12 protein-coding genes are annotated in these 13815 nt (G+C 69.4%); 9 read left to right on the forward strand and 3 right to left on the reverse strand.

What is annotated here, in order from left to right; all coding sequences use genetic code 11:
* Positions 1-58: 58 nt before the first annotated feature.
* Complete coding sequence (locus HUW46_RS31740) at positions 59-580, reverse strand: general stress protein (protein WP_215542443.1); 522 nt, start codon at positions 578-580, stop codon at positions 59-61.
* A gap of 388 nt (positions 581-968) precedes the next feature.
* On the opposite strand from HUW46_RS31740, the gene HUW46_RS31745 reads away from it, so the two are divergent.
* Positions 969-1130, forward strand: a complete 162-nt coding sequence (locus tag HUW46_RS31745) for a hypothetical protein (RefSeq protein WP_215542444.1) — start codon at positions 969-971, stop codon at positions 1128-1130.
* Between the two features lie 51 nt (positions 1131-1181).
* Positions 1182-2195, forward strand: a complete 1014-nt coding sequence (locus HUW46_RS31750) for a hypothetical protein (protein ID WP_215542445.1) — start codon at positions 1182-1184, stop codon at positions 2193-2195.
* Between the two features lie 469 nt (positions 2196-2664).
* Here HUW46_RS31750 and asnB read toward each other — a convergent pair whose 3' ends face one another.
* Positions 2665-4506 (reverse strand): asparagine synthase (glutamine-hydrolyzing), encoded by a 1842-nt coding sequence (gene asnB / locus HUW46_RS31755; RefSeq protein WP_215542446.1) that lies wholly within the window; start codon positions 4504-4506, stop codon positions 2665-2667.
* Between the two features lie 363 nt (positions 4507-4869).
* On the opposite strand from asnB, the gene kdpF reads away from it, so the two are divergent.
* From kdpF to HUW46_RS31785, 6 genes are read left to right on the forward strand one after another with little or no spacing between them, the layout of a single operon-like run.
* Positions 4870-4971, forward strand: coding sequence for a K(+)-transporting ATPase subunit F (gene kdpF / locus HUW46_RS31760; RefSeq protein ID WP_215542447.1), 102 nt, complete (start codon positions 4870-4872; stop codon positions 4969-4971).
* A gap of 31 nt (positions 4972-5002) precedes the next feature.
* The gene (kdpA, locus tag HUW46_RS31765) at positions 5003-6664 is read left to right on the forward strand and encodes a potassium-transporting ATPase subunit KdpA (RefSeq protein WP_215542448.1); all 1662 of its coding nucleotides are present in this window, start codon (positions 5003-5005) and stop codon (positions 6662-6664) included.
* Positions 6661-8763, forward strand: coding sequence for a potassium-transporting ATPase subunit KdpB (gene kdpB, locus HUW46_RS31770; protein WP_215542449.1), 2103 nt, complete (start codon positions 6661-6663; stop codon positions 8761-8763). The genes kdpA and kdpB overlap by 4 nt, the downstream gene beginning before the upstream one ends.
* Positions 8764-8768: 5 nt before the next feature.
* On the forward strand, positions 8769-9368 hold the full coding sequence (locus tag HUW46_RS31775) for a potassium-transporting ATPase subunit C (RefSeq protein WP_215542450.1): 600 nt from the start codon (positions 8769-8771) through the stop codon (positions 9366-9368).
* A gap of 46 nt (positions 9369-9414) precedes the next feature.
* Positions 9415-11979, forward strand: coding sequence for a sensor histidine kinase (locus HUW46_RS31780; RefSeq protein ID WP_254125083.1), 2565 nt, complete (start codon positions 9415-9417; stop codon positions 11977-11979).
* Positions 11976-12674, forward strand: a complete 699-nt coding sequence (locus tag HUW46_RS31785) for a response regulator (RefSeq protein ID WP_215542451.1) — start codon at positions 11976-11978, stop codon at positions 12672-12674. Before HUW46_RS31780 ends, HUW46_RS31785 begins: the two co-directional genes overlap by 4 nt.
* Before the next feature lie 31 nt (positions 12675-12705).
* Here the strand turns inward: HUW46_RS31785 and HUW46_RS31790 are convergent, their stop codons facing one another.
* On the reverse strand, positions 12706-13305 hold the full coding sequence (locus HUW46_RS31790) for a hypothetical protein (RefSeq protein ID WP_215542452.1): 600 nt from the start codon (positions 13303-13305) through the stop codon (positions 12706-12708).
* Positions 13306-13482: 177 nt separating this feature from the next.
* Here HUW46_RS31790 and HUW46_RS31795 point away from each other — a divergent pair, with 177 nt between their 5' ends.
* Positions 13483-13770, forward strand: coding sequence for an acylphosphatase (locus HUW46_RS31795; protein WP_215542453.1), 288 nt, complete (start codon positions 13483-13485; stop codon positions 13768-13770).
* Positions 13771-13815 lie beyond the last annotated feature (45 nt).

A 13815-nucleotide genomic window follows, 5' to 3' on the forward strand; every position in this document is an offset into this window, starting at 1 on the left:
AAAAAAGCAGGGAGCGGTGTCGGGGCCGCTCCCTGCTTTTCGTTGCTGATAAGGGGTTTTACCCGAGCGCGTGCGCCCGCATGGAGAACCTGGCCAGTATCTCGCGGCCCTGTTCGGCGTTGCGGGGCTGCGTCAGCACGTCGTAGCGCTTCGCGACCAGCTGGCTCGTCGAGACGAAGCTGCGGCGGCCTTTCGTGGCGCCGTAGCCGATCGCGGCGAAGACGAGGCTGAACACGATGCCCGCGCCGAGGCCCATCACGATGGGCAGCAACCCGGCACCGGGGGTGAACATGCTCAGCAGCAGGCCCACGAACAACCCGAACCAGGCACCGGACATGGCCGCGCCGCCGAGCACCTTGCCCCACGACAGCTTCGCCGAGACCCGCTCCACGAGCATCGGCTCGACGCCGACGATCGTCACGTCGGTGACCGGGAAGTCGTTGCCAGCCAAGTGATCGACCGCGCGCTGCGCCTCCTCGTAGGAGTCGTACGACCCGATCGGCCATCCGCTCGGGAGGGTCGGCACGCGCGGGGTCCCCTGTCCGCCCGCGAAGGCGGCACCTGTGAATGCTGTGGTCATTGTCCTCACCTCTTCACCCCGTCCAACGTGGCAGAGTGCGGAGAAATGCCGGATACCGTGAGTTCACAGGAACTTATCAGGGTCTGTGTTGTCTATCGGGCGGCAGAATTTGCGCTGCCAGGGCGCGGCACTCGTGATGAGGCGTCGGTCGGTTGCGGGGTGCGCCCTGCCATCGCAAATTCAGAGGGCCTTGGCGGTCCTGCGCCCGACTGCACGCTCCCGGCGCGCGGGGCGCACCGGATCGCCGGGTGCCTGGCTGGGTTGGCAATGGCCGGACCTCCGGTCCGGACCTCGCGGCACTCGGAGGGTAGGCAGGCGAGCGGCCTTGCGCTTTGGGTGCGGTTCGGGGGCTCAACGTCGAGTACAGAGCACCGGGGTCGGGCGCGCGGTGTCGGCGCTGCTCATCGCCGAGGCGAAGAAATCCGGCGCCGCGAAGTTCGTCGCTTCCACCACCGTTGACAACGCCGCCGCGCGCTCCTTGCTGACCGGTTCCGGCGCCGAGTTGACGGTGGCGGGTGACGCCGTGGAGAGCGAACTCCGCCTCCGGTAGCCTCTGCGTGGCCTGAAAGTCTTCGGTACCAACGAACTTCTGGGGAGTCCCATGTCGCGCAAGGTCGGAGCGGTCGTTCTCGCGGTCGCGGGATTGGTGGTGACCTCCGTCGCGCCCGCCGCCGCGGAGACTTCGTCGGGGACCAGGTGTTCGGTGGCCAAGCTGCCGTACCCCGCCGGGACGACCAGCGCCTCGGTGGCCGCGGTCGGCGATGACGGGTCCGCGGTGGGGATCGCGGCGGGCAAGGCGGGGGTGCACGGGTACTGGTGGCGCGCCGACGGGTCGATCACCGATCTCGGCGACTTCGACCCGACCGCGATCGGGCCAGGCGGGACGATCGTCGGCAGCACGCCGGGCAAGGACGGGCAGGGCCGCGCCGCGGTGTGGCGCGACGGCGCCGTCACCGTGCTGCCCGGCGCGGCGGACCGCGGCTCCGACGCGGTCGACGTCAACCGGGCCGGGGACATCACCGGTGTTCTGTCCACATCGGACACAACGCAGCGGGCCGTGGTGTGGCCGCACGACCGGCCGCGGAGCGTGGTGTACCTCGACAGCGCGGAGGGCTTCACCACCGCCGTGCACCTCGACGACAGCGGGTACGTGATCGGCCAGGCGGGGGACGTCCCGCCGAACATGTCCGAGGTCGTGTGGGGCACCGACGGCCGCCAGGTGCGCCGCTACGGCCCCGGCCAGCAGGGCGAGCCCGCGGTCGTGCTCCACGACATCGCGCGCGGGCGGATCGTCGGGATCGACCGCACGGGCGGCGACCCGCGCATGGTGGTGATCGACGCCAGCACCGGCCGTAGCGCACCGGTCCCGCTCGCCGAGCACGGCAGCCCCAACGCGATCAGCGACCGCGGCGCGATCGTGGGCAGCGAGTCCACCGGCGAGCACGGCGTCGACATCGTGCCGACGATCTGGTCCGGCGGCGCCAAGGCCGCGCTGCCCGGCCCTGACGGCGCGCTGTTCTTCACCCCGGTCGGGATCAGCGGCAGCGGCCGGTTCGCGGCAGGCAACGGCCACGACGCCGCCGCGAACTTCGCCCTCCGCTGGACCTGCCGCTGACGCTGACCCATGCCCCGAAAGACGCTCCTATAGAGGTCGAGTAGGGCCGCGGGGTGCCGCCGAAGGCTCCTCTCGGGGCGCTGAGCGTCACGATCTCGCCCCTCGTACCACGCGCTCGCCACCCGCACGACCCCACAGCAAGCCTTCGGGTGCCCCGAAAGTGACCTTCAGGGAATCCAGCGCCCCGAACGTCACTTTCGGGGCAGGCGTGTCGCGGCGGTCGGGCGTGCGAGGGGTGGATTTGCGGCGTTGAGCGCCCCGAAGGCCACCTTCGGGGCATGCGCAGCCCTGCCCGCACGTGAGCGAGGGCCGAGACAGTGGCGCCAGGGTCCCCGAAGGTGGCCTTCGGGGACCAACGGGGAACCTCCGCCGCCGATCACCGCGCCACGCACCCGACATCACTGTGACCTTCGGGGCATCTACGTCCCCGAAAGCCACTTTCGGGGCGTAGCGAACCTGGGGCGAGTGCTCAGTCGAGTTGGAGCTCGGGGGAGTACAGGTCGATCCAGTGGTACAGGTCCAGTGCGCGGTCGATGCCGTTCCTCGTGGTGCCGGGCATGGTGGCGGCGTCCACCTCGACCGCGTCGGTCAGCCACGCGCGGTCGATCAGCGCGAAGACCGGGTTGTCCTGCTCGGCGAGCACCTCCTTCGCCTGCTGTTGCAGCGCGGCCGCGTAGCCGGGGTCCTGTGTGGACGGATACGGGCTCTTCACGCGGTCGCGCACCGAGTCCGGCAGCACGTGCTTGGTGGCGTGCCGGAGCAGGCTTTTTTCCCTGCCGTCGAAGGTTTTCAGCGACCACGGCGTGTTGTAGACGTACTCGACGAGCCGGTGGTCGCAGAACGGGACGCGGACCTCGAGGCCGACGGCCATCGACGCGCGGTCCTTGCGGTCGAGCAGGGTCCGCACGAACCGGGTCAGGTGCAGGTTGCAGATGGTCCGCATGCGCTGTTCGAGCGGGCTCGCGCCGTCGAGCTGGTCCACCGCGTCCACCGCGGTCTGGTACTGGTCGGCGACGTACCCGGGGACGTCGAGCACCTTCCGCAGTCCCGGTTCGAGCATGGCGTGCCGGTCGGTGGTGATCGCGTTCTGGAAGGCCAGCCACGGGAAGGTCTCCGCGTTGACCGCCGCCTCGTCGTGGAACCAGCGGTACCCGCCGAACACCTCGTCGGCCGATTCGCCGGACAGCGCCACGGTCGACTCGCGGCGGATCGCCTTGAACAGCAGGTACAGCGAGGTGTCCATGTCGCCCATGCCCGCCGGGATGTCGCGGGCGGTGATCACCGCGCGGCGGACCGCGGGATCGGTGAGGTCACCGGGGTTGAGCATGACGTCCTGGTGCGCGGAGCCGACGAGCCCGGCGACGTCGCGGACGAACGGTGAGTCCGGGGTGTCGCGCACCTCGTCGGGCTTGAAGTTCTCCTCCTGCCCGAAGAAGTCGACGGAGAAGGTGCGGACCCGCTCGCCCTGTTCGGCCAGCGCGGCCGCGGCGAGCCCGGTGACCGCGCTCGAATCCAGGCCGCCGGAGAGCAGCACGCAACGCGGCACGTCGGCGACGAGCTGGCGGCGGACGATGTCGGTCATCAGCTCGCGCACGCGCCCGACCGTGGTCTCCTGGTCGTCGGTGTGCTGCCTGGCGTCGAGCTGCCAGTAGGTGCGGGTGCGGATGCCGCCGCGTTCGACCACCGCGATGGTGCCGGGGCCGACCTCGTACATGTCCTTCCACAGCGACCAGCCCGGCGTCTTGGTGAAGCCGATCAGCTCGCGGAACCCGTCGGCGTCGACGATCTTGCGCGCGAGAGGGTTCGCCAGGATCGCCTTCGGCTCGGAGCCGAACAGCACGCCGTCGCGGGTCGGGTAGTAGTAGAACGGCTTGATGCCCATCCGGTCGCGGATCATCACGAGCTTCTCGTCGCGCTCGTCCCAGATCGCGAAGGCGTACATGCCGTTGAGGTGATCGGCGACGGACTCGCCCCATTCGAGGTAGCCGTGCAGCACGACCTCGGTGTCGCTGTCGGTCTCGAACTTGTGGCCCTTGCCCGCCAGTTCGTGGCGCAGTTCGGAGAAGTTGTAGGCCTCACCGCTGTAGACCATCGAAACGGCGCCGTTCGGTGTCGGCACGGACATCGGCTGCTTGCCGCCGGGGAGGTCGATGATGGCGAGCCTGCGGTGGCCCAGTGCGGCGTGCGGGCGCACCCAGGTGCCCGAGTCGTCGGGGCCGCGGCACGCCATGGTGCCGGTCATCGCGTCGATGGTGTCCTGGCGCTGCGTCAGGTCCGAGTCGTAGGAGACCCAGCCGGTGATGCCGCACATTGGCGCCCTCCGAGAAAGATAGTTAGCAATTACAACTATGCGTAACACTGTTGTAACGCAGATCGCCGCCGTTGTCTGCCCGGATTGCACGCTCCGTCCGAACTCGGTTACTTCGTGTGAGCCGGGTCACCGAGCCTCAAGATCCCGTAAAGGCCGTCCTCCGCCGCGTCAAGGAGCCGTCAGACGCCCTCCAGCACGGTGGGTGACCGGCGCACAGTCGGGAAGGTTGTGGTCGCCAAAGGGGTGACCCGTCTTGGCAGGTGCCCATTTCGGAAGGAAAGCCGTGGCCGATTTGCTCTACGCCGTTCTCCTGATCGGCGTTTTCGTCGTGCTCGCGCTGACGCTGCGCGGCATGGAGAGGTTGTGACCGGCGTCGGCACCGTCGCGAACATCGTCGGCGGTGTGCTCGCGCTCGGCCTGATCGTCTACCTGTTCATCGCCTTGATCCGCCCGGAGAAGTTTTGATGGCGGGGCGCCCGTTTCGTGAAGGAATCCGATGAGTGACACCACGGCCGGCCTCTTGCAGGTCGGCCTTCTTCTCGTAGCGCTCGGGGTGGCTTACAAGCCGCTGGGCGACTACATGGCGCGGGTCTTCTCCAGTGAAAAGCACTGGAAGGTCGAACGCGGCCTGTACAAGCTCTTCCGCGTCGACCCGAACTCCGAGCAGCGGTGGACCACCTACGCCGCCGGCGTGCTCGGCTTCTCGCTCGTGTCGATCGTGCTGCTGTACCTGTTGCAGCGCCTGCAATCCCTGCTGCCGCTCGATCTCGGCCGCGGCGCGGTGGCGCCCGGTATCGCGTTCAACACCGCCGTCAGCTTCGTGACCAACACGAACTGGCAGTCCTACACCCCGGAGACGACGCTCGGTCACTTCGCCCAGATGGCCGGGCTGACGGTGCAGAACTTCCTGTCCGCCGCCGTCGGGCTCGCGGTCGCCATCGCGCTGGTGCGCGGGTTCGTCCGCTCGAAGACCGACCGGCTCGGCAACTTCTGGGTCGACCTGACCAGGGGCACGATCCGCGTGCTGCTGCCGATCGCGTTCGTGTTCGCGATCGTGCTGATCTCGCTCGGCGTCGTGCAGAGCCTCAAGGCCGGTGTCGCGGTGACCAACCCCGACGGCAGCGGCAGCACGATCGCGCTGGCGCCCGCCGCGAGCCAGGAGGTCATCAAGGAACTCGGCACCAACGGCGGCGGCATCTTCAACGCGAACTCGGCGCACCCGTTCGAAAACCCGAACGCGTGGACGAACCTGATCGAGATCTTCCTGATCCTGGTCATCCCGATTTCGCTCACGCGCACGTTCGGCAAGCTCGTTGGCAACCGCAAGCAGGGTTACGTGCTGCTCGCCGTGATGGGTGCGCTGCAGGTCGCCACGATGGCGATCACCTGGCTGTCCGAGGCGCACGCCGGTGGCCCCGCCGCGCTCGCCGCGGGCGGCAACTTCGAGGGCAAGGAACAGCGCTTCGGCATCAGCCTGTCGTCGATCTTCGCGAACATCACCACCGGCACGTCCACCGGCGCGGTCAACTCGTGGCACGACAGCTTCAGCGGGCTCGGCGGCGGAATGCCGTTGCTGAACATGCTCTTCGGCGAGGTCACCCCTGGCGGGGTCGGCACCGGGCTCTACGGGATCCTCGTGATGGCGATCATCGCGATGTTCCTCGCCGGGCTGATGGTCGGGCGCACCCCGGAGTACCTCGGCAAGAAGCTCGGCAAGCGCGAGGTCACCTGCGCCGCGATCGCGATGCTCGCGATGCCGACGGTGGTGCTGCTCGGTACCGGCGCCGCGCTGATGATGCCGGACACCGCGGCCGCGATGACCAACAGCGGCCCGCACGGCCTGTCCGAGGTCCTCTACGCCTACGCGTCCACCGGTAACAACAACGGCAGCGCGTTCGGCGGGCTGACCGTGACCAACGACTGGTTCGAGTCGACGCTCGGCGTGGCGATGCTGCTCGGCCGGTACGTGCCGATCCTCGCCGTGCTGTGCCTCGCGGGCTCGCTCGCGTCGCAGCGCAAGGTGCCGCAGACCGCGGGCACGCTGCCCACCACGGGCCCGCTCTTCGGCTCGATGCTCACCGGCACCGTCGTACTCGTCGCCGCCCTCACCTTCATCCCCGCGCTCGCGCTGGGACCCATCGCGGAGGCACTCGCATGACCACTACAACCGAAAAGCCACAGCGTGACGCGGTCGAAGAGACCCGGCATCACGTGGAAAACGCCGGTCGCATCGGCGCGGGCATCTTCAACCCCCGGCAGCTGCTGATCTCGATCCCCGACGCGCTGCGCAAGCTCAACCCCCGCCACCAGCTCGGCAACCCGGTGATGTTCGTGGTGTGGGTCGGTTCCATCCTGGTGACCGTTTTCGCGATCACCGATCCCAGCGTGTTCACCATTCTCATCGCGGTATGGCTCTGGTTCACCGTGCTGTTCGCGAACCTCGCCGAGGCCGTCGCGGAAGGACGTGGGAAGGCACAGGCGGAAACCCTGCGGAAGTCCAAAAAGGAGACTGTCGCGCGCAGGCTCACCGAGGACGGCTCCGAGGAGAGCGTGCCCGGAGTCGACCTCCGCATCGGCGATCTCGTCGTGGTCGAAGCGGGCCAGGTGATCCCCGGTGACGGTGACGTCGTCGAGGGCATCGCGACCGTCGACGAGTCCGCGATCACCGGCGAGTCCGCGCCGGTCATCCGCGAGTCCGGCGGCGACCGGTGCGCGGTCACCGGCGGCACCACGGTGCTCTCGGACCGGATCGTCGTGAAGATCACGACGAAACCCGGTGAGTCCTTTGTGGACCGCATGATCGCGTTGGTGGAAGGCGCTTCGCGGCAGAAGACGCCCAACGAGATCGCGCTGACCATCCTGCTGGCCACGCTGACCATCATCTTCCTGCTCGCGGTGGTCGCGCTGCAGCCGATGGCGGGGTATTCCGGCAGCCAGCAGTCGGTGATCGTGCTGACCGCGTTGCTGGTGTGCCTGATCCCGACGACGATCGGCGCGCTGCTGTCCGCGATCGGGATCGCGGGCATGGACCGGCTGGTGCAGCGCAACGTGCTGGCGACCTCGGGCCGCGCGGTCGAAGCGGCCGGTGACGTCTCGACGCTGCTGCTGGACAAGACCGGCACGATCACCTTCGGCAACAGGAAAGCCACCGAGCTCGTCCCGGTTGGACAGTCCACACCGGACGAACTGGCGCGCGCCGCGCGGCTGTCGAGCCTCGCCGACGGGACACCGGAGGGGCGCAGCATCATCGAGCTGATCGCCCGCGAGAACGACCTTCCCGCCGAAGCGAGCGAGGACGAGAAGCTCGCCGAATTCGTCCCGTTCACCGCGCAGACCAGGATGAGCGGGATCGACATCGGCGACCGCGAGGTCCGCAAGGGCGCCACCGCCTCGGTGCTGACCTGGGTCCGCGATCGCGATGGTGAGGTGCCAGCCGAAACCGAGCGCGTCGTCGACGAGATCAGCGGGCAGGGCGGCACGCCGCTCGTGGTCGCCGAATCGGGACCGGACGGCACGGCGGTGCGCGGCGTCATCCGGCTCTCCGACGTGGTGAAGCCGGGGATGAAGGAGCGCTTCGTCGAACTGCGCTCGATGGGCATCAAGACCGTCATGATCACCGGGGACAACCCGTTGACCGCCAAGGCGATCGCCGAGGACGCGGGTGTCGACGACTACCTCGCCGAGGCCAAGCCCGAGGACAAGATGGCCCTGATCCGCAAGGAGCAGGAGGGCGGGCGGCTGGTCGCGATGACCGGTGACGGCACCAACGACGCGCCCGCGCTGGCCCAGTCCGACGTCGGCGTCGCGATGAACACCGGCACGTCGGCGGCGAAGGAAGCCGGCAACATGGTCGACCTCGACTCCAACCCGACGAAGCTGATCGAGATCGTCGAGATCGGCAAGCAGCTCCTGATCACCCGCGGCGCGCTCACCACGTTCAGCGTGGCGAACGACCTCGCGAAGTACTTCGCGATCCTGCCAGCCATGTTCGCGGCGATCTACCCGCAGCTCGGCGGCCTGAACGTGATGCACCTCGCGACGCCGCAGTCGGCGATCCTGTCCGCGGTGATCTTCAACGCGCTGATCATCGTGGCGCTGATCCCGCTCGCGCTGCGCGGCGTCCGGTACCGCCCGTCGTCGGCTTCGGCGCTGCTGCGGCGGAACCTGCTCATCTACGGGCTCGGCGGCATCGTCACCCCGTTCCTCGGGATCTGGCTCGTCGACCTGCTCGTCCGTCTCATTCCCGGAATGGGTTGATCCACATGAAGGTGTTGCTGAAGCAGAGCATGGCGGGGCTGCGGGTCCTGGTCGTGCTGACCGTGCTGCTCGGGGTTCTGTACCCCCTCGGGGTATGGCTGGTTTCGCGCGTGCCCGGTCTGCAGGCGAACGCCGAGGGCTCGGTCGTCGAGCGGGACGGGGCCGCCGTCGGGTCGTCGCTGATCGGGGTCGACCCGGTGGCGCAGGACCCCGCGCACGACCCCTGGTTCCACAACCGGCCTTCCGCTGGTTCGAAGGACGCACTCGGCCCCGGCGATCCGTCCACTTCGGGCGGTTCGAACAAGGGCGCGACGAACGAGGACCTCGTCAAGACGATCGTCGAGCGCCGTGACCTGATCGCCAAGCGCGAAGGCGTGGCAGCGGAGTCGGTGCCGACGGACGCCGTCACCGCGTCGGCCTCGGGGCTCGACCCGTCGATCAGCGGGGCCTACGCCGCGCTGCAGGCGCCCCGCGTCGCCGCCAACACCGGGGTGCCGATCGAGAAGATCCGGCAGCTCATCGACGCGAACACGCACTCGGCGGGCATCGGCGTGCCCGGGGTGAACGTGCTGGAACTGAACCTCGCCGTGCAACACGCACGGTGACGACGTACACAGCGACGAGTGCGCGTTCAGGGAGCAGACTGATCGGGTGGACGTGAGCGAGGAAACCGGCGAGGACGAGGGCACCACCTCGCCGCAGCGGCGCCGAGGAGAGCTGAGGATCTACCTCGGCGCCGCGCCCGGGGTCGGCAAGACCTACGCGATGCTGGGCGAGGCGCGGCGGCGGCTCGACCGCGGTACCGACGTGGTCGCGGCGCTCGTCGAGACGCACGGGCGGAAGAAGACCGCCGAACTGCTCGACGGGCTGGAGGTGCTGCCGCGCCGCCACGCGTCGCACCGCGGCCACGAGTTCGAGGAGCTCGACGTCGACGCGGTGCTCGCGCGGGCGCCCGAAGTGGCCGTCGTGGACGAGCTGGCGCACACCAACGTGCCGGGCTCCCGCAACGAGAAGCGCTGGCAGGACGTCGAAGAGCTGCTGGTCGCCGGGATCGACGTGCTGTCCACGGTCAACGTGCAGCACCTGCAGAGCCTCAACGACGTGGTCGAGCGCATCACCGGGGTGGCACAGCAGGAAACCGTCCCGGACGAGGTGGTGCGCCGCGCCGAACAGCTCGAACTCGTCGACATCACGCCGGAGGCGCTGCGCAGGCGCCTCGCGCACGGCAACATCTACAGCGCGGAGCGGATCGACGCGGCGCTCGGCAACTACTTCCGCCCCGGCAACCTCACCGCGCTGCGCGAGCTGGCGCTGCTGTGGGTGGCCGACCAGGTGGACGTCGCGCTTCAGCGGTACCGGGCGGAGCAGCAGATCACCGACACCTGGGAAGCGCGCGAACGGGTCGTCGTCTCGATCACCGGCGGGCGCGAAAGCGAGACGCTGATCCGGCGCGGCAGCAGGATCGCGACGAGGGCGGGTGCCGAGCTGCAGGTCGTGCACGTGCTGCGCGGGGACGGGCTGACCGGGCTCGGGCCCGCCGCGCTCGGCAAGTACCGGAAGCTCGCCGAAGAGGTCGGCGCGACTTTTCACACGGTCGTCGGCGACGACGTGCCGAGCGCGCTGCTCGACTTCGCGCGCGGGGTCAACGCGACGCAGCTGGTGATCGGCACATCCAGCCGGACCAGGCTGGCCCGGTTGTTCGACGAGGGGATCGGCGCGGCCGTGGTGCGGGACTCGGGACCGATCGACGTCCACATCGTCACGCACTCGCGGGCGGGAGGCCGGTTGCGGGCCAAGCTGAGCGCGAGCCCGCTCACGCCGTCGCGGCGGGTCGTCGGCTGGTCCCTCGCGGTGCTGGTGCCCGCGCTGGCCACCTTCATCGGTGTCCTGTTGCGACAGTCGCTCGACTTCTCCACGAACGTGGTGGACTACTTCCTCGCCACCGTGGTCGTCGCGCTCGTCGGCGGGCTGGGGCCCGCGCTGCTGGCTTCGGTGTTTTCCGCGCTGCTGCTGAACTTCTTCTTCACCGAGCCGTATTTCACGCTCACCGTGGACGCACAGCGCAACGTGGTCACGCTGATCGCGATGGTGCTCGTCGGGGTGCTCGTGGCACTGGTTGTGGACAGGGCGGCCCGCCGGGCGGCGCAGGCCGCGCGGGCGCGCACCGAGGCCGCGCTGCTCGCTTCCTACGCGAGGACCGTGCTCACGCATTCTGCTCCGCTGGAGCGCCTGCTGGAAAAGGTGCAGGAGAACTTCGCGCTCAGTTCGGTGGCACTGCTGGAAAAGCGCGGCGGCGCGTGGAAGCGCGTGGCCAAGGTCGGCACCGATCCGTGCGGTGACCCCGACGAGGCCGATGTGGACATCGCGGTGACCTCGGACGTGCACCTGACCCTGCGGGGCCGCGCGCTGCCCGCCGCGGACCGCAGAGTGCTCGAAGCCGCGGCGGGGCAGGCGCTGCTCGCGTTGCGGCAGCAGCGGATGGCGTCGAAGACCGCGTTGGCCGAACGGAAGGCGGAGGCGACCGAGCTGCGGACGGCGCTGCTGTCCGCGGTGGGCCACGACCTGCGCACGCCGCTGACTTCGATCAAGGCCGCCATCGGCAGCCTGCGCGCGCCCGATCTGGAGTTCTCGCAGGAGGACACGGACGAACTGCTCGCCACCATCGAGGAGTCGGCGGACCGGCTCGCCGGGCTGGTGGACAACCTGCTCGACTCGTCACGGCTGGCGACCGGTGCGGTCCGCCCGCACCTGCGCCCCGTCGGCTACGACGAGGTGCTCTACCACGCTCTGTCCACTGTGGATGGTTCGAAGGCGGTGGCGATCTGCGTCGACGAGCGGCTGCCCGCGGTGCTCGCCGATCCCGGCCTCCTCGAACGGGTGATCGCCAACGTGGTGGACAACGCGCTGCGGCACGGCAAGAGCGACGAACCGGTGTCGGTGCGCGGCAGCGTGCACGCCGATCACGTCGAGCTGCGGATCGCCGATCACGGGCGCGGGTTGAAGAAAGGTATGGCAGAGTCGGCTTTCGCCCCGTTCCAGCGCCTCGGCGACCGCGACGCGACACCGGGCGTCGGGTTGGGGCTGTCCGTTGCCAAGGGGTTCACCGAGGCGATGGGCGGCTCGATCCGGGCGGAGGACACCCCTGGCGGCGGGCTGACCGTGGTGATCTCCCTTCCCGTTCAGCACAGCAACAACAGTGTGGAGCCGATTCGATGAGCCCGGTAGACAGCAGCACCGTTCTCGTTGTCGACGACGAGCCGCAGATCGTGCGCGCGCTGCGGATCAACCTCTCCGCGCGCGGATACCGCGTGATCACCGCGCACGACGGCGCGGCCGCACTGCGCGCTGTCGCCGAGACGAAACCGGATGTCGTGGTGCTCGACCTCGGGCTGCCGGACATGGACGGCAACGAGGTGATCGAGGGCCTGCGCGGCTGGACCCCGGTGCCGATCATCGTGCTGTCGGCGCGCGGGGACTCCTCGGACAAGGTCAAGGCGCTCGACGCGGGCGCGGACGACTACGTGACCAAACCGTTCGGGATGGACGAACTGCTCGCGCGCCTGCGCGCGGCGGTGCGGCGCTCGGCGACGGCGAAACCGGGCGACGCCGACGCGGTGGTGGAGACCGAGGCGTTCACGATCGACCTCGCCGCGAAGAAGGTCCGCCGCGACGGCACCGAGGTGCACCTGACGAAAACCGAATGGGGCGTACTGGAACTGCTGGTGCGCAACCGAGGCCGCCTCGTGGCGCAGAAGCAGCTGCTGCACGACGTGTGGGGACCCAGCTACGAGACCGAGTCGCACTACCTGCGGGTGTACCTGGCGCAGCTACGCCGCAAGCTCGAACGGGAGCCGTCCCGGCCACGGCACCTGCTCACCGAGCCGGGCATGGGCTACCGCTTCGAAGCTTGAGTCGTACTAGGGCGTGGTGGACGTGGTCCCGCTACCGCGTGGTGGACGTGGTCCCGCCGCCGCTGGACGGCGTCGTCGGGTCCGTGGGAGGCGACGTCGGATCCGTCGGCTTGGTGGTCGGTGTCGTCGGTTTGGTCGACGGCGTCGTCGGTTTCGTAGACGGCGTCGTCGGCTTCGTCGGGCTGGTGCCGGGCGGCGGTGTCCACGGCGGTGTGCCGGTGCCCGGCGGAAGCTCCGTTCCCGGCGGCGCGGGCACGCCGGGCTTGGCGGGCGGCGGCAGGATCGTGGTGGTCGGCTGGCCGTCGGTGCCGATGGTCACCACCGTGGTCGGCGCTGCCGACGACGACGGCGCGTTCGGGTCGCCCGGCACGGCCTCGCCGTTGATGGTGACGCTGCCCTGGCCGGGCTGCGCGTTGCCGGGGATGCGCTGCGGCCCGCCCGGCCCGCGCTGCGGCGCGGTGGCACTGGACTCGGCGTTCGGGCTGGAGATCTGCGCGACGGCGGCGAAACCGGTGGTGAGCACGAGCCCGCTCGCGGCGAGCAACAGGAACCCGGTGCGGTGCAGGCGGGCACCGGATTCGCGCGGTGGTGCGGCTTCGGCTCGACCTTCCTGTGACCCCAGTCGGGTCATGCTTGCTCCTCGTACGTCCGGCAGAGTTGCCTGAGCGACACCCAGGCGAGTTAGCCCAGGCGGCGGACCCCGGCCGGGACCGTACCACTATCGGTGAACATTCCACGAACGCGCCCGCGAACCCCGTTGACTCTCCGCAGTGATCCCGGCCGGGCGTGATCCGGCAAAATGGCCGGGATGACGGGGAAAGACGAACAGGTGCGGCTCAACGCCTGGGTCCGCGGCACGGTCCAGGGCGTCGGTTTCCGCTGGTGGACCCGGAGCAGGGCGCTCGAACTGGGTCTGGTGGGCAGCGCGAGCAACCTGGCGGACGGCCGTGTCGAGGTGGTAGCGGAAGGTAGCCGAAACAACTGTGAGCGGTTGTTGGCGGCGCTCCGGTCCGGCGAGTCACCCGGAAGTGTGGATCACGTCGCCGAACGCTGGTCTGAACCACGAGGCGGCCTCACCACCTTCGTAGAACGCTGACCGGGCTTCGCCGCGCGGCCCGCCTGTGCCCCGAAAGTGACGTTC

Source organism: Amycolatopsis sp. CA-230715 (assembly GCF_018736145.1).
In the GTDB taxonomy this organism is placed as follows: Bacteria; Actinomycetota; Actinomycetes; order Mycobacteriales; family Pseudonocardiaceae; genus Amycolatopsis.